Origin of the sequence: Vibrio sp. 10N.286.52.C3 (assembly GCF_041468865.1) — a bacterium.
Classification (GTDB): Bacteria; Pseudomonadota; Gammaproteobacteria; order Enterobacterales; family Vibrionaceae; genus Vibrio; species Vibrio crassostreae_C.
This window is the reverse complement of the sequence record NZ_JBFRJM010000002.1, coordinates 12,271-31,084: the sequence shown is the minus strand read 5'-3', so window position 1 is coordinate 31,084 and position 18,814 is coordinate 12,271. Positions and strand designations below refer to the sequence as shown.

Here is an 18,814-nt window from a genome sequence, read left to right as displayed (position 1 = left end):
ACCTTACCATTTTGGTCTACGGCATGAAGACTAAAGTGGTTTTTAGCTAGGTCGATACCGCAGAAATAAGAATAATCAGACATGGTGCCTCCGATGCATTTAAGTACCACATAAGTGTGGCAGATCCTCGGTAGGGGGAATCCATGTCATTCGTTAGGCTCCACTTATCAATCGAGGTCATCATGAAGTATCCCGGTCAACCCAAGACTCCGCCTAGTTGGTATAAGGACAGAGGACAATCATATATTGAGAAGGAATTTAGTAAGGAACTGGGTGATTTAGCAAATGCTATAGAAAGTGAGCATTGGTTCGGAGATAAAGAAAAACATGGACGATTCCGTGTTGATTTTATTTTAAAAGATGCTCGGCTAATAATCGAATTAGATGGACATGAATACCATTCAACAAAAGATCAATTAGAAAAAGATGCGGTAAGGCAACGCTACCTTTCTCGAGCGGGCTACACAGTAATTAGATTTACTGGGCGTGAAATAAATCGAAACCCTCAATCATGCGTTGCGGAAGTTAGAGAAATATATAAAGAGCGGATGCAAAGAGCTCCTGCTAAATACCGTGTAATGTATATTGATTACCCATTTCTCTATCGAGAAACAGCTAAGGCACTTTCTTTTTTTAAAGAGATAAATCCTAATAAAACATTAAAGCCTGTAAATATTGATGAACTCATTCCTCATGCGATTGAATGGTTGCATGAAAAATCGTTTATCACAGCATTTGTCTTCCACCCACCTGAAGATGAACATGAAATAAAGCATTTAGATGGTTCAATTAAAGAGTATAAAAAAGGTGAAGTGAGAATTAATACTGTTTCAAAAGAATGGTATACGCTCGAGTTGGGTGAGCATATGGAAAGCTTCTCACACTTGTTTGATGAGTTTATTTTAATCGCTGATGACCCAGTATATGTAAAACCTCTTCGTGCTGTTCTTCCTGATGAACTAAGTGATAGAGATCATGGTTCTCATAGCTTCAAATACTTGGCGAACGGTAAATTGCTACGTCATGGTAATGAAGAAACTTCATATGTTGGAAGTGAACTTGTTCATGTTTTCTGGCAGAGGATTTGGTATATTATTGGTGCATCGATGGGTTTAAGTTTATACGAAATGTAGAGCCTAACAAGACCTTCAAACGGACAAAAAACAGCTGGCTTTTGCTCGTTCCTCGCTAATTTTAGCCCGCTATTTTATTGCCGCTTAAGGTGGCGTTATACGCTTTTGAGATTTTGAAGATAAGGATAATAAAGTGGAACTGAAAGAGTTTATTAAGCAAAGTATCACACAAATTTCAGAGGCTCTTATTGAAACTAATGATGAGCTAAAAGCTAAAGGTGTAGTGATAAACCCAGGAGGTGTTCAAGTCAATTCCGATACGTCTCAGGCATATGGTCGCACATCGACTTCAAGGAAATATGAAAATGAGGTTGTTCAAAAAATTGATTTTGATATTGCCGTTACAGTTCAGGATGAGCAAAAAGCAGGTGCAGGTGCAAAAATATCAGTGTTGTCTTTAAAGTTAGGTGCAGATGGATCTGTAAATTATGCGAATAAATCTGAATCTAGAATTAAGTTTATTGTTCCGATAATTTACCCTGAAGGTGATGAGGAATAAGCGTATAACAAACTGTTTAAGAGTGATTCCCAACGCTTGGCATTTTTCATTCCATCGTTGGGTTTCGTGTTTACGGCACAATGGTTTAGTTTGGGTGGTAGCGTTGTTCACACCTTAATGCGGCTATAACACAAAATCAGGCTATTGCTCAAAATTGCTATTTGAACTATTATTTGTACATTAAATTGTACCATAGGGAGTTCAACATGAGCCGCATCCATTTTGATCAAGATATTCAGCCTTTGTCTGAATTTCGTGCTGGCGTGACGTCATTTATTAAACAGATTAACGAAACTCGCAGACCACTAGTTATCACACAACGTGGTAAGGGTGTTGCGGTTGTCCTTGATGTTGCAGAATATGAAGCAATGCAAGAGAAGATCGAGTTACTGGAAGAAATGCGTACTGCTGAAGCACAATTAGCTTCAGGTTTAGGTGTTTCCAATGAAGACGCTCGTGCTCAAGTATTGGGGCGCATTAAGAAATGAAAGTAGTCTGGTCACCACTAGCATTACAAAAGTTAGGTGATGCAGCCGAGTTTATTTCACTGGATAATCCAGTGGCGGCAGAAAACTGGGTTAATGAGGTCTTCGATAAAACAGACCTTCTCTCAAGTATGCCTGACATGGGACGAATGGTTCCTGAGCTGCCTCATACCAATTACCGTGAAATTTTGTTTGGTCACTATCGCATCATATATAGCCTTAGCCATGAAATTCGCGTCCTCACAGTACGAAATTGTCGTCAGATACTAACGGAAAGTGACGTATAGCAATTGTGTTATAACAAGCAATTTAAGAGGGATTCACAACGCTTGGCACTTTTGCTCCTACTTCAAGTTAAGTGTTTATGGCACAATGCGTTAGGTTTGGGTGGAGGCGTTGTTCACCCCTTAATTGGGCTAGTTGCCCAGAGGAAGTAATCAATCCATTGGGAACTTTTGTTTCTGGTGGAGTACGCGCATAATTCGGATAATGTCGCCTTCGATCCAATAGGAGATGATCATTGAAATCTCAGGAATTATAAGTAATTGCCCACGAATGCCGTCTCTCTGTACACCCATTAGAGGCTGCTCAAGCAAGTTTTCTACTTTTGTTTCAATGAGGTTGTCAGCGTTTTCTGCCGCATCAGGGTTGAAGTCATAGATAAACTCAAAGATCCTTTCACGATCATTGAGTGATTCTTCTTCCCATAAAATCATTGCTTACCTCGATTACGTATTCTGGCTTTGCGTTCTTCCATTCGAGATTTAGCAGTTTGGTGTTCAACGAAAACGGATTCTCCTGAGTCAAACTTCTCAAATGCTAGGTTTACTTGTTCAGTTAGCCATGCATCGTGAGATAATGTCTGTCTTTGTTGCTCAGCGAGTTGCTCAGTAAGCTCACGGCAAGCACCACTCAGTGTGCGACCTTGGCTCTCAGCCATCTGTTGAGCTAGGCGTTTTGTTTCTTCATCAACACGAAATTGAATTCTAGTGTCCATGATGTATTCCTTTATTGGTGTGTGTACAAATGTTAGCACTCACCTTTGAGATGGGCAACTGACAAGCTACTATGGCGCCAATAACTAACTTTTTGTGCTATGTTTCATCGCACATAGTCCCATATCTCATCAACCATTGCAGAACGTTAAATGATAGGTCACCACAATCTGTAGAGGAAAGTGCATTGAAGTTAACCAATAAACTCGTACGTTACCCGCACATTGATGTTGATCGTGCGTTTGAAAAAGAAGCTGAATTATTGCAGCAAATTCAGGCGGGTGAGATTGGACAAGCCTTAATGCTGTGGCAAGCAAAAACGCCGACACTCGTTTTGCCCGCAGGTAAGAAGTGGCCTGTGACCGTAGAGTCTAGAAAACAACTCGCGGCACAAGGTTGGCAACTCACCTCACGTAAAACAGGCGGCGCTCCCGTTCCCCAACTGCCGGGGATCATTAACTTATCGCACATTTACCATTGGCCTCGTGATGAAGCCTACAACATCCAAAAAGCGTATCTACATCTGTGCAATGTCTTAACCCTGTTTTTTAAAGAACTGGGCATCGATGTGGATGTACACGCGACTCCCGGTTCTTATTGTGATGGTGACTACAATCTCAATATCAATAAACAAAAAATAGTGGGCACGGCGCAGCGTGTTTTGCTTAAACAAGGGGGCGGCCAAATCGTACTTTCGCAAGCTTGTATCTTGTTGGATGTCGACCTAGAGAACATCGTTGCACCCGTAAATTTTTATAATCAAGTTTGTGGCAATCCAACCGTGGTGGACGCGCAAGTTCATACTCCGTTGTCCGCACATCTGACAACTCTACCCAACGTAGACTCACTCTTTCAGCAGTTAAGCCAAGCTTTCATCAAGCATGCGTGATACCAACCTTTCGTTAACGCCAAACTAATTTGCCGATGGTAGAACGATTTCAATACTATGTGTCGATGACAACGAATGGGTTGAACTTGAGGCGGTGAGAACTTTATAATGTTACTTGTAACATAATAAAGAGTTCAAATAGTTATGACAGAACAGCAGAAGAAAACTCGAACCACACTTCAAGATGTTGCAGACAAAGTGGGGGTCACAAAGATGACCGTCTCTCGTTACATGCGCAATCCCGATTCAGTCGCAGCCAAAACTCGCGTTAAAATTGCAGCGGTTATTGAAGAGATGGGATACATCGAAAACAAAGCGCCAGCTATGCTCTCTAAATCGTCGAGTAAAGCGATCGGTATCTTGCTCCCTTCGTTATCAAACCAAATCTTTGCCGCGTTTGTTCAAGGTATCGAAACGGTTACTAAAGAGAATGGCTACGAGACGTTGCTTGCTCACTTTAGCTATGATGCTGTGGAAGAAGAGGAAAAGATTGCTTCGCTGCTTTCGTATCAAGTTGATGGGTTGATATTGACGGAAAGCCACCACACCCCCCGCACGTTACAGATGATCAAGAATTCAGGTGTTTCTGTTGTTGAAACGATGGAACTCCCAACCAATCCGATCGATATGGTTGTTGGCTTGGACCATATTGATGCTTCTTACCATGTCGTGAAGCGAATGATTGAAGCTGGTAAACGCTCTATTGCTTACTTTGGCGCTCGATTGGATGCGCGAACCAAGTTGCGTTTGCAAGGCTATGACAAAGCGATGTATGAGGCTGGATTAGAGCCTAAACACGTGTTGACTGAACAGCACTCTAACTTCTCTTTGGCTGAAGATCTGCTTGATCGCGCTCTTGCGGATTACCCAGATCTAGATGGCGTGTTCTGCACCAATGATGACATCGCGATAGGTACCTTGCTCATTGCCCAGCAACGTGGAATCCAAGTGCCGCAACAGCTATCTGTGGTGGGCTATAACGCGTTAGATATTGGTCAAACCATACGCCCAAAACTGACTAGCGTGGATACGCCACGTTATGAAATAGGTAAGAAAAGTGCCGAGCTACTGCTTGCCCGATTGAAAGGTGAGCCAGTTACGGAAACGGTAGTGGATATGGGCTATCGCATCACTGATGGCGAAAGCGTTTAACCAAGTATCGTGGAAACTGAAAGGGGCATCGAAATGATGCCCCTTTTGCTTTTACATTTAAGTAATGACACAGCTAGACGATAAAACTCGCCCCTTGTTCTGCACTCGAAACGCTTTGGCGCATCACGCTAAATAGGTTGCGCCCCATGGTTTGCTGGTTAGCGTCTACCTCAAACACTCTCGCTTGGCGAGATTGCATGTCGTTGAGGTTATTGAGTTCGCCACTCGCGCAATCTAAGCGCAGGATATCGCCTTCGCGAACAAGCCCAATAGTTCCGCCTCGAATAGCCTCTGGTGAGACATGAATTGCGGATGGAATCTTTCCTGAGGCTCCAGAGAGGCGACCATCAGTAACCAGAGCCACTTTAAACCCTTGTTTCTGAACATTACCTAGAATCGGCATAAGCTTATGCAGTTCAGGCATACCGTTCGCAGCTGGTCCATTATTTATCACCACAACAATGCAATCTTTGTTGAGTTCACCTCGTTGATACGCAGCTTCTACCTTATGTTGGCAATCAAAAACTGCCGCGGGTGCTTCGATAACGCGTTGCTCTTCTGCAACCGCTGACACCTTAATCACCGCATTGCCAAGATTCCCTGAAAGGACTCGCGTTCCGCCTGTGCTTTGGAATACCTGTTCTTGGCCTGCAATTACCTCTGCATCTGCCGACTGTTTGCACTTTTTCCACGTTAGCTTTCCATTTTCAAGTTCTGGAATACTCATTTGATCTTCAAACGAGCCAAAGGTAGGTGTGACATCTCGGTGCAGTAAGTTGGCTTGATCTAAACGGCGTAACAGCGCGGGAACTCCTCCTGCCGCTTGGAACGCATTCATATCTGCTGGGCCGTTGGGATAAACTCGAGCAAGTAAAGGCACTACATCGGATAGATCGCTGATGTCTTGCCAAGTCAGAATAAATCCTGCTGCGCGTGCTACTGCGACCATGTGAATGCTGTGGTTAGTGCTGCCACCTGATGCGAGTAGGGCAACAATGCCATTGATTAAGCTTTTAGCGGTAAAGACTTCAGAAAGCGGGCGGAAGTTTGCGGCTTGTGGTGTCATTGAAGCAATTTCAATGGCGGCATGCTGAGTGAGTGATGCGCGCAATTTAGAGTCAGGGTGAATAAACGCTGAGCCCGGAAGCATCAGCCCCATCGCTTCAAATACCAGCTGATTGGTATTGGCTGTGCCGTAAAAAGTGCAGGTGCCCGCTGAGTGATAAGCGTTGCACTCCATATCCAGTAAGGCACTTTTTCCTACCTTACCAGCCGCGTACTCTTGGCGAATGTGTACTTTCTCATCATTGCTGATGCCCGTTGCCATCAAGCCTGCCGGAACAAAGGCAGTTGGTAGATGCGCAAAAGAGAGCGCGCCCATCAGTTGTCCTGGAGCTATCTTGTCGCAAATGCCAAGCAATAGGGTTGAATCAAACACGTTGTGACTCAGTGAAAGAGCGGTCGATTGAGCAATCAAGTCCCTTGAAAATAAAGACATATCCATGCCTGGTTGGCCTTGAGTTACCCCATCGCACATCGCGGGAACACAGCCCGCTACTTGAGAGGTGTGGCCGAACTTAGCTAACGCCTTTTTGATCTGATCTGGATAGTGTTGATACGGCTGGTGAGCGCTTAACATATCGTTGTAAGAGCTGATTAACGCCACATTGGATTTAGTGAGATCAAGAATCGAGCGTTTCTCATCGGAGCAAGAAGCTGCGACAGCATGAGCCAAGTTGCCGCAAGAAAGCCCTTTACCACCTTTGCCAGCAGAGGCTTGGTGTTGGGTTCGGTTTAGAAACGCTTCATGAGTCTCTTTGCTTCGTTCAATTAATCGTTGAGTCACCGCTTGGATGGTTGGAAGGGTCATGCTGTTTCTGCCTCATCAGTCATTGAAAGCACAATCGCAGCACAGTCCACAACGTCATCAATATCGCCATCAATGCTGATGACAACCGTATCTGGCTCGTGATCGGGTCTTTCTAATGTTTCGAACTGGCTTTTAATCATGTTCTCTTTCATGAAGTGGCCTTGGCGCTGACGCATTCGATGCAAGATCAGGTCAATGTTGCCATCTAAAAAGAGAAAGGTGAGGTTTTTGTTCCCTTCGCGAATTTGGTCGCGGTACTTCTTCTTCAACGCAGAACACACAATAATGCCGTGCTCATTTTTACTTTCTAGGCTGTACGCTGCATCACGAACGCGTTCCAGCCATGGAATGCGATCATCATCATTAAGAGGTTGGCCTGACGCCATTTTTTGAATGTTTGCTCGAGGATGAAGGTCGTCACCATCAATGAACTTACGCCCAAGTTTTTTTGCCAACTGCTCGCCTATCGTGCTTTTCCCACAAGCACTGACACCCATGACGATGACACTACTACCAGCCATAACTCAATCCTCTTAACAAATTTGCGCGTGATCTCAATTTTGAACATCGCTTGTAAATATGGCTTTATCTTATAAGCGTTACCGGTAACATGTTACCGGTAACTTAAGGAAGTGTGATGAAGGACACAAAACAACAATTCACAACAATTCACAACAATTGTGATTGTTTTTGCATCCTACTGACGGAAAATTAGTCACATCTCACTATATTCGCGTTTAAAAATCACTGGAAAGAGATCTTTGGGGGATAAAATGGCCAACGATTACCGCGCAATTGCGAAATCTGTTGTTGAGCATCTTGGGGGCAAGACAAATGTGGCTGCCCTAACACACTGTATGACTCGACTACGATTCGTTTTACACAGCCAAGATGGCGTCGATATTAACAAGCTAAAAGCACTGAAAGGTGTGATGGGTGTTGTTGATAATGGAGACAAAGTACAAGTTATCATTGGTAACGAGGTATCGTATGCATACAAAGAAGTGATGGCGCTTTGTGAGCTATCCACTGTATCTGAGTCAGAGGTTCCTGCTAAAAAAGAGAAGCTAACGGCTAAGTCAATTGGTGCGAAAATGTTGGACGCACTGGTTGGTACCATGTCGCCTCTTATCCCAGCAATCATTGGCGCTTCAATGGTCAAACTGCTCGCCATGGTACTTGAGATGCTGGGCTGGGTTGAGCCAAATGCACCTACCTTGATTATCTTGAAAGCGATTGGCGATGGCGCCTTCTTCTTCCTACCGGTTATGGTTGCCGCTTCCGCATCGATCAAATTCAAGACCAATATGTCTCTTTCCATTGCGATTGCCGGTGTCTTAATCCACCCGAACTTTATGGAATTGATGGCGCAAGCAGCAGAAGGCAAGCACGTTGATTTCTTCGGTATCCCAATCACGTCAGTGAAATACACCTACACGGTTATTCCTGTACTTGTGATGACTTGGGCTCTTTCTTACATAGAACGTTGGGTAGATAGCATTACCCCTGCTGTGACTAAAAACTTCCTGAAACCTATGCTTATCGTATTGATTGCAGCTCCGGTTGCTATCGTACTTATCGGTCCATTTGGTATTTGGGTTGGTACTGCACTTTCAGCGCTTGTTTACACAATTCATGACACATTAGGTTGGTTGTCGGTTGCTATCATGGGCGCACTGTGGCCTCTACTTGTTCTTACTGGTATGCACCGTGTATTTACTCCAACGATTATTCAAACCATTGCTGAGACGGGTCGTGAAGGTATGGTTATGCCTTCAGAAATCGGTGCCAACCTCGGTATGGGTGGTGCGTGTCTGGCTGTTGCTTACAAAACCAAAAACAGCGCACTAAAGCAGACATCATTAGCCGCAGGTGCTTCAGCTATCTTCGCCGGTATCTCTGAGCCTGCATTGTACGGCGTGCTTGTTCGTCTGAAACGTCCACTTATCGCAACAATGATTACTGGTTTTATCGTAGGTGCATTAGCGGGCATGGGTGGCCTTGCGAGTCACTCGATGGCAGCACCAAGCTTGTTTACGAGTGTTCAGTTCTTCGATGTGAATGACCCAATGAGTATCGTTTGGGTGTTCGGTCTGATCGCATTGTCTATTGTTCTGTCATTTGTTCTAACCCTAGTTTTAGGCTTTGAAGATGTTCCAGAAGATGATGCCGATGAGAAAGCAACTTCAGAGTCAGCAAACAAAGAAGCTGGTAAGGCAGAAGACAAGCCGACAGTAGTGTCCGCGTCTTAATTAGAATTGATTAATTTATTCAGTCACCTTACTTCAGCGTAAGGTGACTTTTATTGTTTCCGAGGTATTCGATGTCAAACATTCAATTTCCCGAAGATTTCTTATGGGGCGGCGCTATTGCTGCAAACCAGTCTGAAGGCGCTCACTTAGCGGGTGGTAAAGGCCTAACAACCGTAGATATGATCCCTTATGGTGAGAACCGCATGCCAATTAAGCTTGGTCAGGTTGATAAGGTGACGCTCAGCGAAGACGAGTTCTACCCAAGCCATAACGCGATAGACTTTTATCACCGTTACAAAGAAGACATCGCCTTGCTGGCAGAGATGGGATTTAAAGTCTTCCGCGTATCCATCGCTTGGAGCCGAATCTTTCCAAAAGGTGACGAGCTTGAGCCGAACCAAGCTGGCTTAGATTTTTACCGTGATGTTTTTGAAGAGTGTAAGAAATACGGTATTGAGCCGCTCGTTACCTTGTGCCATTTCGATGTGCCTATGCACTTGGTCAACGAGTATGGTTCGTGGCGTAATCGTAAGATGATTGAGTTCTTTAGCCGTTACGCGAGAACCTGTTTCGAAAACTACAAAGGCTTGGTGAAATACTGGTTAACTTTCAACGAAATCAATATTTTACTAGCGAGCCCGTTTTCTGGTGCTGGATTGTTGTTTCAGGAAGGCGAAAATCACGATCAAGTGAAGTACCAAGCAGCTCACCATGAGCTAGTAGCAAGCGCTTTGGTAACCAAGATTGCCCATGAAGTTGATGAGCAAAACCAAGTGGGTTGTATGCTGGCGGGCGGTAACTTCTATCCATATTCATGTAAGCCAGAAGATGTGCTGATGGCTATGGAAAAAGACCGCGAGAACCTGTTCTTTATTGATGTTCAATCGCGTGGTTACTACCCATCTTATGCTCAAAAAGTGTTTGATAACAAAGGTGTGGTGCTTGAAACACAAGATGAAGATTTCGAGATTCTAAAGAACACCGTCGATTTCATTTCTTTCAGTTATTACGCTTCACGCTGTGCTTCCGCTGATATGAATGCAGGAAATACGAGTGCAGCGAACGTCGTTAAGTCCATCAAAAACCCTCATCTTCCAGCAAGTGATTGGGGCTGGGTCATTGACCCTACAGGTCTTCGAATTACGATGAACACACTCTATGACCGTTACCAGAAACCACTTTTCTTGGTAGAAAATGGCTTAGGTGCTCGTGATACCTTGGATGACAATGGAGAAGTGAACGATGATTACCGCATTGATTACCTTCGTCAGCACATTGTTGCGATGCATGAAGCAATGGAAGACGGTGTACCATTGATGGGTTACACACCTTGGGGTTGTATCGATCTTGTTGCGGCGTCGACCGGAGAGATGAGCAAGCGCTATGGGTTTATCTACGTGGACAGAGACAACCTAGGCAATGGTACGTTAAATCGTATTCCTAAAAAGTCATTCCACTGGTACAAAAAAGTGATCGCAAGCAACGGCAGCGACTTGGCTTAATTTGTCTGTTTGATAATGAGAGAAATGAACAATGAAAACAATTGAACAGCGACTCAGAGATATTCGCATCGTTCCGGTGATCGCCATTAATGACGTTGCTCAGGCTGTGCCGCTTGCGAAAGTACTGGTTGAAAATGGCTTGCCTTGTGCTGAAGTGACATTTCGTACAGAAGCGGCAGCAGAGTCGATTCGTTTGATGCGTGAAGCTTACCCTGAGTTACTGATTGGCGCAGGTACTGTGCTGACTACAGAGCAGGTGGATACTGCCATTAATGCGGGTGTTGATTTCATTGTCAGCCCAGGTTTGAATCCAACCACAGTCAAATACTGTCAGCAAAGAGGGGTTACGATTGTTCCTGGAGTGAGTAACCCAAGCTTGGTTGAACAAGCAATGGAAATGGGGCTTAAGACACTAAAGTTCTTCCCTGCCGAGCCATCTGGCGGTGTCGCAATGTTGAAAGCGTTGACGGCTGTTTACCCGGTTAACTTTATGCCTACAGGCGGTGTAAGCCCAGCGAACGTTGAGTCTTACTTAGCACTGAAATCAGTCGTTGCCTGCGGTGGAACTTGGATGGTACCGACAGACAAAATGGACAAGGGTGATTGGGATGGAATCGCAGAATTAGTCCGAGCGGTCGGCTCCAGATAGTTCGATAGAGAGATACATAGCTAGAAAATGAAAGGGCCAGCTGACACTGGCCCTTTTTGTGGCTGCTTCAAACGATGTAGAGGTTACTCGTTACCAAGCAAAGGTTTTAATGACATTTTGCTTAGTGATTGGGTTATGCGCGATGTCTTGATTTATCTTATCAAGAAACGGCTTACGAGCCTGAGGCAACATGCCACGCATTGGTGAGATGTTATTGCCGTGGTCACCCCAGTAGTAGCAATCGAAATCTTCTAGGTTTTCGAGCAAGTATTTTTCTTCTTCCAGAATCTGCAATGGCGTTGGTAAAACAAACTCGCCACGGTTTACTTCTTTTTCCAATACCGATCCCGGTTGAACGGCTAAAGCCATCGGTGCAATCGCATCTGGCTGCATGATGTTCAACAAGCTGGTGGTATTAATCGCATGCTCTATAGAACGCTCTTTGCCGCCAAGGCCAAAGATGAAAGAAGCCAGTACCTTGATGTCTGCTTCACGGGCTAGGTTCATTCCTTCAATCGCATGCTCACGCGTCATGCGCTTTTGAATGCGTTCAAGCAAAATTGGGTCACCGGACTCCAAGCCGGAATAGGCCATGCTTAAACCTGCCGACTTAATCTCTTTTAATTCAGACAAGCTCTTACGACGGAAGTCATTGAACCCTGAATACAGAGAGATGTTCTTGATCTCTGGGAAGGTGATCTTGATGTAATCCAGAATCGAAATCAGCATCTCGGTTCTAATCGCCATCACATTACCATCGACCAAAAAGATAGATTCAACATGCGGGTAGATTTTTCTCGCCGCATCAATATCTTCAAAGATGTCTTTGATGTCTCTTACTTTGAAACGCTTATCATCAAACATCGTGCAGAAGGTACACTGGTTATTACTGCACCCCAATGTTGTCTGGATGAGTACGCTCTCTGCTTCCATCCAAGGACGATAAACTTTACCTTCAAAACGCATAAATGCTCCTCGGCCGTAGCCTGTGTTGTTTCGACGGGGGCAAGTTTAGCAATCTGCATCTTGGGTGATAATTGGGCAAAGCGGGGAATCAGTATTAAAGAAATCTTAATAATCGAAAGAGCGCGCAGTTCTTTGTCTGTATAGATAGAACTGCGGCTTGGATTGTGTGTGTGGTGGTGGGGGGGAGTGTTAGTGGTCGTTTTTTACTAATGAATGATCAGTGCGTAACGCACAGCTTTTCTTCGAGTAATTGATCAAGCACTGTCACCAGCTTGTGGTTCTTTGTGTTGTCTAATGCGTCGGCGTGCGGGTCTTTGAACAACCCAGAATCATTATCAAAATATTGACCAGAAGCGTTGGCAAACTCATCACTGAGCGCAGCACGACAAAGAATGTCGGCTCCAATCGCTAGGTCGTTACCATCAACGCCATAAGCATCTTTCACTAATTTACTACCAAGGAAAGAAGCTGGGTTTACAGGGATAATTGCGGTGCCTTTGTCTAAAAGAGTATTGGCTAATTCGATGGACCACATCGTTAGCGCCAGCTTACTTTGCGCGTAAACCGGACCATCAAGTTCACCCGCATTCGGGCTGATTAATGCCTCTAAATCGACGGGGGCTTGGGCTGCTGAAGATAGATTGACGATACGACCTGTCGCATCAAAAAGAGGAAGCAGCTTTTGTGTCAGTAGATACGGCGCAATGGTGTTTACGACAAAACGCACATCAAGATTGTCTGGAGTGGTGATGTCCGACACCTTATACACACCTGCGTTGTTAATGAGTATATCGAGTCGTTTGTGATCGCTTTTGATTTGGGTTGCGAGCGCCTCAACTTCAGAGAGCGTCGATAGGTCTGCGATGTAGCTTTCGATGATTGCATTCTTAGACAGGCGAGACAAAGCGGTCACGACTTTATTGACCTTAACTGGGTTGCGGCCATGAATCAGAACATGGTGCCCTTGCTGCGTTAGTGCTTTTGCGGTCTCTAAACCAATGCCATCCGTGGCCCCTGTGATCAGAATTATTTTTTGCATATTCCGTCCTTCAAAAAATAGTTTGAACAACGTTATAACAAAGATTAATGACACATAGTTGCATTTGGCTCACAAGCTGAAGACTCAAATGTGAGTCTATGGGGCAAATAATGACCATTTTAACACTTGGTGGTTAACCGTTGGCGTTTAACGATTAAGTAAGACAATGGGTCAGTTTGTGACTGACCCAAATTAAGAGAAGTGACCGAGTTATTTGATGTCTTGAACGTTCATAACCAGAGTTTCCCAGTTACGTTGGTTTTCCATATCGTGCTCTAGGCCTTGCTCATCGGCAATTTGGAAGCGCTTAACCGCAGGGTTTTTGCTCGTAGCTTGATACAACCAATAAGCTTCCGCTTTGAGTGCTTCGGCTTCGTCAGCATCAAAGTCTCTTGCCCTTGAACATTCACAGTACCGAAGTCAAAAGTGACGGTAAGAATTCCATCCTCGGCTTGAGCTTTAAACGTTGTATAACCTTGATATGCCATTTCCATATTCCTTCTGAGAGATTTCATTTCAGCCTATTCAGTGTGAATGCGACCTAAATTCAGGCTAGCGAGGAATGTTCGAACCAACAATTAACCATTAAACGAAACACTATTAACGAATTATTAAGAGTTTTGGCGGGTTTTATAATTTCAATTTATTCAGTGTCTTAGATGGATATTTTAACGTTGAAGGTATCTTGCTAATTCGATTGTCAACGAAATCTAAAAACTCATTCCTTGTCTGGCGCTCTTATCCTTTTCATTTAGCTTCGTATACTGCTCAACTAGGTAATTAGCCCCAAGGTACAGACAAGAGTGAACCGACTTATGCAGATGAGATCCGCGACTTTGAAAACCATTATTGAGAAAACGCTGCCACTGACGCTGGGTGTGTTTGCGATCATGATGGTGCAATTGGTCGATTCGATCTTTATCGGTCAGCTAGGGGTTAATGAGTTGGCGGTTCACGGTATCACCTTGCCATTTCAGGCGGCGTTTACCGGTGTTCAAGTGGGCATCGGTGTGGCGGCAACGTCCATTATTTCTCAAGCGGTAGGGGCAAAAGAGCAACGTAAATCTACTTCAATTGCGACGTTGTCGGTCGGGTTGGGTGTCTTGGTGATTGCTCTGATCTGCATAGGGCTGATTGTTTTTAGCGATTCTGTTTTTGCGTCTTTTGTGAATGATGTCTCTGACGCTCAATATCAATCCATGCTGTCTATTTTTAATGTGTACTGGCCACTGTGGTTGTTCAGTGCATTGATGGTGGCGGTGCTTTATCTGGCCACCTGCGTTTATCGTGCCAATGGCGATACCAAAACAACCGGCAGCATGTTCTTGGCTGCCAGCGTGATTAACCTAATTCTCGACCCTATTCTGATCTTTGGATTGGATATGGGCATCGCAGGGGCGGCGATCGCATCGAGCATTGGCTACGCTTTCGGCGCAATCTACATGTTAATTAAGTCTCGCGGCAAAGGTTGGTTTGGCTTTAATGGCGCGTGCAGTAACCGAATCAAAGGCTACAGTTTTGAGTTATTCAAGACGGTAATGCCAACCACTGCGAATCAGATATTACCTGCGGTCAGCGCATTCTTCTCAATGCTTTTGATTGCGAGAATCGGAACCGATGAGATGGCTTTTTGGAGCTTACTCGCCCGTGTTGAAAGTTTTATGCTGGTGTTTTCTCTTGCTCTGACGATGTCTATCCCGCCTATGATTGGTCGTTACCTAGGGGCGCAGCAGCGATGCAAAATCCCCGAGCTATTGAATACAACAGCGAAGTTCTTATTGGTTTTCCACACCGTGATGGCAGCATTATTGGCGCTGTTTAGTGGCTGGATTATTCCTGTTATCTCGGAAGAACAAAGCATACGCAGCTGGTTTGAAGTGACCTTGTTATTTATACCATTCAGCTATGGCCCACTAGGGCTGTGCATGTTGGTTGCTTCGGTCTTTAATGCCTTGGGTGTGCCTCGTAAAGCTTTGAATGTCTCTTTCTTACGCTTGTTTGTTTTCTACATTCCGGCGTTATGGCTCGGCTCTATAACCGGAGACATGATCAATGCGGTTATTGCTGCGACCGTCGCCAATGTTTTAGCGGGCGCTTTTGCATGGTTTAAGCTTAATGCCTATATTAAAACTCACATTATTCCCCGTGCCGCTGCGGCCAATAAGCAGCGTGTACTCAGCGCAGGCTAGCCATTATTGATGAATATTGAACATCTAAAATTGTTTGTGCGACTCGCGTCTACGCACAATATAAGTCAAGCAGGACAAGAGCTTGGGTTGTCACCTCCGGTAGCCAGTATTCATATCGGAAAGCTCGAAGAGAGTCTAGGCGCTCGTCTTGTGCATCGTACAACTAGAAAGGTTTCCCTGACCGAAGAAGGCATGGCATTTCTTCCTCACGCCAAGCAAATCCTTTTGAGTGTCGAAGCGGGCGTTGCCTCTGTCGGAACCGGTAATGAATTACCAAAAGGGGTGTTGCGAATATCTGCGCCGTCATCGTTTGGTCGCATGCATGTTATGCCAGCGCTAAAAGGCTTTTTGGCTAAGTATCCAGATCTGTCGGTGGACATTTCACTCAGTGACTCAATTGTCGATCTGGTCGATGGCGGTTTCGATGTGGCGATCCGTAATGCGGAGCTACAAAACTCAAGTCTGATCGCTCGTAAGTTCTCTACAGATAAACGTATTCTGTGTGCGTCGCCAGAATATCTGGCAGTTCATGGCTATCCGAAAACACCAGAAGACCTCAAGCAACATCAATGTATCAATCAAACCGGCTTAGAAGGTTGGACGTTCGATACACCAGAAGGCGATGTCACCATCAAGAAGAAAGGTGCTATCCGCGTCGATCATGGTGAAGCGGTAAGGGATGTGTGTGTTGATGGTTTAGGCATTGCGATGTGCGCGTCATGGATTGCTTATAAGCAGCTCGCGGAGGGTTCGCTGGTTGAGGTATTGCCTGATTACCCTTTAAAAGATGAGGCGGCTATCTGGGCGGTATACCCGAGTGCACAGCTGCTTGCACCTAAGGTTCGCGTGTTTATCGACTACTTTGTGCAATATTATGGTTCACCTTCTTATTGGGATTGCGAAGTAAACGGTCAAGCTGAGTAATGTATCAGCCTTAGTAAGAGAGCAAACGCAGTAGCGTTCAAGAAGCACTCATTGATAACAAATAAGAAAGCCCCGACCAAAAGGTAGGGGCTTGTTTTTATGTTCTTTATAGAACGTTTTTCTAGCTAACTGCTGTTGTTTTTATTTAGTGTATCTGGCGTTTAATGAGCGTGTACCGCTGAATCTTGGTATAGCTCTGCATCAACTTCTTCGCCTTTGTTTGGACGCGGTACAATCTCAAAAGAGGTGTCAGCTTCTGTCAGTGAAGACAGCAGTTTGTTAAGTGATGTCTTATCACCTTTCACGCCTGCTTGTCCGTCTTCTAACAGTTTTCCTAGGCTTGCTTTCTTAAGCACGATGTCAGACACGTCAGATTTATTGATGATCAGTGTCGTATCGGCGTCTTGTAGCTCGCTCACTTGAATATTGTTCAGGTTACCGTTAGACATTTCAACGTAGTAGAACTCTTGCACGTCTGGTAGCTGAATATTCAACGTAAATGGTGTTTCTTGTGCTTTTAGCGAATCCACTTTTACGGCTAAGTAGTCGAGTAGGTTTTCAATGGTCATGTTCGCTAACACATCCGGTGATGCTGTTTTCGGTGCGCCCGGTTGTGTGCCAATACGAAGCTCTTGAGCGCCGGTTAGGTAGATGTTTCTCCAGCCTGCCCCTTCTGATTGATAACCCAATTGCTCGTACGTATCTGCCAATAAGCCACGTGCAACTTTGTTCTCTGGTTCTGCTTGAATCACCTTATTCAGTGCTGTTGCAACGAAGCGATATTCACCTTCTTGGAAGTCTTGCTGCGCTTTTTCAATCACAGCGTCGCTGCCGCCCATGTATTCAACAAACTTCACTGACTCTGGCTTGATTGGTAGTGGATTTAGGTTAGCTGGGTTCATGTCGAAGTAACCAAGATACATGTTGTACACCGCGCGGGCGTTGTGAGAGTAAGTACCGTGGTAACCGTTAGTGTGCCAAGACTGTTGAATGCTGTCTGGCATGACCTTGTAAATCTCGTCCCCGATGTCTTGTAGAACCACACCGTTATTGGCTAAGCGAAGCGTTTGGTTATGAGTAAAACCGTAAGCGTCACGCTGCATTTTTAGGTAATCAGAGATCTCTTGTTCGCCCCAGATTGGCGATGAGTGAGACGCAAACAGCACCTCAGTATCTTCACCCCAAGTGACTAACATCTCGTTGATCTTCTTAGACCATTTCAAGCCATCACGTACTTTAGCGCCACGCAGCGTGTACAGGTTATGCATGCCTTGGTAAGTCAGTTCGCCAGTCCAAAGTGCTTTCATGCTTGGAATATACGTCACCATTTCAGAGGCCGCTTCGGTACCTGAAGCATCCATGAATTGCATTTCTAGGCCGTCAATAACCAGAGTTTCAATCTCTTCGTTATGGTTCAGCTCGTAGTCTGGCAGTACGTAAGTAATGCTACCGGTTGATAGGCCTTTCGACAGTGCAGCATCAACAATACCGTGCTCGTGTCGGTTCAGGGTTGCACCATACTGATAAGCGGTACGACGAGACATTGCATTACCCGCCAATACGTTTTCGTCGACGATTTCTTTAGTGATGTTTTTCGAACCGTACACTTTTACATCTGGATACGCGTCTTTGATTGCTCTTGCGCCACCAAAGTGATCAGCGTGCGAGTGAGAGTAAATCATAGCAACGACGGGCAGTTCACCGCCGTCAGGCACATTGTTCTTGAAGAATTCGAGTGATTTGGCGGCTGATTCTTTGGTAAGAAGAACGTCGTAGGCGATCCAACCGTTGTCACTACGAATGAAAGAGATAGACGCTAAATCTGCACCTCGAACTTGGTAAACTTTACCCGGAACAACTTCATATAAACCTTCCGCCGCTTGGTTCAATACCGCTTGGCGCCACAGTGAAGGGTTTACTGAATCTGGTGCTTGGTCTGCATTCGTCACACTTGGATCGATGAAGTTAAAGCTATTACGAATGATGTCGCCTGTCTCTTGATCAAAGCTAGCAATCAGACCTTTGTTGTTATTGTCGAAAGCGCGAGTGTCGGCAAAGTTCAGTGTTTTTGCGAACTCTTGGTTTGCCTTAGTCGTCATCTCGGTTGCGCTTTTGCCACCTTGGTCGCCAATTTCGCTGAAGTGTGCGTGGTCATGGTTAGCTGCAACTGCAGGGAATGCGAGCGAGATAGCTAGGAACAGTGATGCATTTTTGAACGTGCGAGAAGTTGTCATAAGAGCCTCTTCATTTCAGAATTTTGTTTCGTTGAG

General features: G+C 45.0%; 18 protein-coding genes and 1 pseudogene. 11 read left to right on the top strand and 8 right to left on the bottom strand.

What is annotated here, in order from left to right; genetic code table 11:
- The first annotated feature begins 182 nt into the window (after nt 1–182).
- The 4 genes from AB4138_RS01130 (at nt 183) to AB4138_RS01115 (ending at nt 2,404) form a co-directional block, all read left to right on the top strand.
- A complete protein-coding gene (locus tag AB4138_RS01130) occupies nt 183–1,133 on the top strand; it encodes an endonuclease domain-containing protein (protein ID WP_372304701.1) in 951 nt (316 codons plus the stop codon).
- Nucleotides 1,134–1,266: 133 nt separating this feature from the next.
- The gene (locus tag AB4138_RS01125) at nt 1,267–1,632 is read left to right on the top strand and encodes a hypothetical protein (RefSeq protein WP_372304699.1); all 366 of its coding nucleotides are present in this window, start codon (nt 1,267–1,269) and stop codon (nt 1,630–1,632) included.
- Between the two features lie 206 nt (nt 1,633–1,838).
- Nucleotides 1,839–2,120 carry a type II toxin-antitoxin system Phd/YefM family antitoxin gene (locus tag AB4138_RS01120; RefSeq protein ID WP_011080399.1) on the top strand — a complete coding sequence of 94 codons (282 nt, stop codon included), beginning with the start codon at nt 1,839–1,841 and terminating at the stop codon, nt 2,118–2,120.
- Nucleotides 2,117–2,404, top strand: a complete 288-nt coding sequence (locus AB4138_RS01115; RefSeq protein ID WP_017064044.1) for a type II toxin-antitoxin system RelE/ParE family toxin — start codon at nt 2,117–2,119, stop codon at nt 2,402–2,404. Before AB4138_RS01120 ends, AB4138_RS01115 begins: the two co-directional genes overlap by 4 nt.
- Before the next feature lie 150 nt (nt 2,405–2,554).
- Here the strand turns inward: AB4138_RS01115 and AB4138_RS01110 are convergent, their stop codons facing one another.
- Both AB4138_RS01110 and AB4138_RS01105 read right to left on the bottom strand, forming a co-directional pair.
- The gene (locus tag AB4138_RS01110) at nt 2,555–2,833 is read right to left on the bottom strand and encodes a type II toxin-antitoxin system RelE/ParE family toxin (protein WP_372304697.1); all 279 of its coding nucleotides are present in this window, start codon (nt 2,831–2,833) and stop codon (nt 2,555–2,557) included.
- On the bottom strand, nt 2,830–3,114 hold the full coding sequence (locus tag AB4138_RS01105; protein WP_017059448.1) for a hypothetical protein: 285 nt from the start codon (nt 3,112–3,114) through the stop codon (nt 2,830–2,832). The genes AB4138_RS01110 and AB4138_RS01105 overlap by 4 nt, the downstream gene beginning before the upstream one ends.
- Nucleotides 3,115–3,299: 185 nt before the next feature.
- On the opposite strand from AB4138_RS01105, the gene AB4138_RS01100 reads away from it, so the two are divergent.
- Together AB4138_RS01100 and AB4138_RS01095 are read left to right on the top strand one after the other, a co-directional pair.
- Nucleotides 3,300–4,001, top strand: coding sequence for a lipoyl protein ligase domain-containing protein (locus AB4138_RS01100; protein ID WP_017067567.1), 702 nt, complete (start codon nt 3,300–3,302; stop codon nt 3,999–4,001).
- 144 nt (nt 4,002–4,145) lie between these two features.
- Complete coding sequence (locus AB4138_RS01095) at nt 4,146–5,153, top strand: LacI family DNA-binding transcriptional regulator (RefSeq protein ID WP_017059450.1); 1,008 nt, start codon at nt 4,146–4,148, stop codon at nt 5,151–5,153.
- A 73-nt stretch (nt 5,154–5,226) separates the two neighbouring features.
- Here the strand turns inward: AB4138_RS01095 and edd are convergent, their stop codons facing one another.
- Both edd and AB4138_RS01085 read right to left on the bottom strand, forming a co-directional pair.
- The gene (gene edd, locus AB4138_RS01090; RefSeq protein ID WP_372304695.1) at nt 5,227–7,023 is read right to left on the bottom strand and encodes a phosphogluconate dehydratase; all 1,797 of its coding nucleotides are present in this window, start codon (nt 7,021–7,023) and stop codon (nt 5,227–5,229) included.
- On the bottom strand, nt 7,020–7,544 hold the full coding sequence (locus tag AB4138_RS01085; protein ID WP_017059452.1) for a gluconokinase: 525 nt from the start codon (nt 7,542–7,544) through the stop codon (nt 7,020–7,022). The genes edd and AB4138_RS01085 overlap by 4 nt, the downstream gene beginning before the upstream one ends.
- A gap of 252 nt (nt 7,545–7,796) precedes the next feature.
- Between AB4138_RS01085 and ascF the strand changes: the two genes are divergently transcribed.
- The 3 genes from ascF (at nt 7,797) to AB4138_RS01070 (ending at nt 11,426) form a co-directional block, all read left to right on the top strand.
- Nucleotides 7,797–9,275: a PTS cellobiose/arbutin/salicin transporter subunit IIBC gene (gene ascF / locus AB4138_RS01080; protein WP_017064040.1), complete on the top strand. Its 1,479-nt coding sequence runs from the start codon at nt 7,797–7,799 to the stop codon at nt 9,273–9,275.
- Between the two features lie 71 nt (nt 9,276–9,346).
- Nucleotides 9,347–10,777, top strand: a complete 1,431-nt coding sequence (locus AB4138_RS01075; RefSeq protein ID WP_017067568.1) for a 6-phospho-beta-glucosidase — start codon at nt 9,347–9,349, stop codon at nt 10,775–10,777.
- A 31-nt stretch (nt 10,778–10,808) separates the two neighbouring features.
- Nucleotides 10,809–11,426, top strand: coding sequence for a bifunctional 4-hydroxy-2-oxoglutarate aldolase/2-dehydro-3-deoxy-phosphogluconate aldolase (locus AB4138_RS01070; RefSeq protein WP_065583747.1), 618 nt, complete (start codon nt 10,809–10,811; stop codon nt 11,424–11,426).
- Nucleotides 11,427–11,516: 90 nt separating this feature from the next.
- On the opposite strand, the gene AB4138_RS01065 is transcribed toward AB4138_RS01070, so the two are convergent.
- The 3 genes and pseudogenes from AB4138_RS01065 to AB4138_RS01055 form a co-directional block, all read right to left on the bottom strand.
- Nucleotides 11,517–12,392 carry a radical SAM protein gene (locus AB4138_RS01065; RefSeq protein ID WP_017067570.1) on the bottom strand — a complete coding sequence of 292 codons (876 nt, stop codon included), beginning with the start codon at nt 12,390–12,392 and terminating at the stop codon, nt 11,517–11,519.
- 217 nt (nt 12,393–12,609) lie between these two features.
- A complete protein-coding gene (locus tag AB4138_RS01060) occupies nt 12,610–13,431 on the bottom strand; it encodes an SDR family NAD(P)-dependent oxidoreductase (RefSeq protein WP_372304693.1) in 822 nt (273 codons plus the stop codon).
- Between the two features lie 210 nt (nt 13,432–13,641).
- Nucleotides 13,642–13,800 (bottom strand): annotated as a pseudogene (locus AB4138_RS01055) (enoyl-CoA hydratase/isomerase family protein); the annotation flags it as partial.
- A gap of 446 nt (nt 13,801–14,246) precedes the next feature.
- Between AB4138_RS01055 and AB4138_RS01050 the strand changes: the two are divergent.
- Both AB4138_RS01050 and AB4138_RS01045 read left to right on the top strand, forming a co-directional pair.
- On the top strand, nt 14,247–15,620 hold the full coding sequence (locus tag AB4138_RS01050; RefSeq protein WP_372304691.1) for an MATE family efflux transporter: 1,374 nt from the start codon (nt 14,247–14,249) through the stop codon (nt 15,618–15,620).
- Nucleotides 15,621–15,629: 9 nt separating this feature from the next.
- Nucleotides 15,630–16,544, top strand: coding sequence for a LysR family transcriptional regulator (locus AB4138_RS01045; protein ID WP_372304689.1), 915 nt, complete (start codon nt 15,630–15,632; stop codon nt 16,542–16,544).
- A 161-nt stretch (nt 16,545–16,705) separates the two neighbouring features.
- On the opposite strand, the gene AB4138_RS01040 is transcribed toward AB4138_RS01045, so the two are convergent.
- Entirely contained in the window at nt 16,706–18,778 is a 2,073-nt protein-coding gene (locus AB4138_RS01040; protein WP_372304687.1) for an alkyl/aryl-sulfatase, read from the bottom strand.
- Between the last annotated feature and the right edge of the window lie 36 nt (nt 18,779–18,814).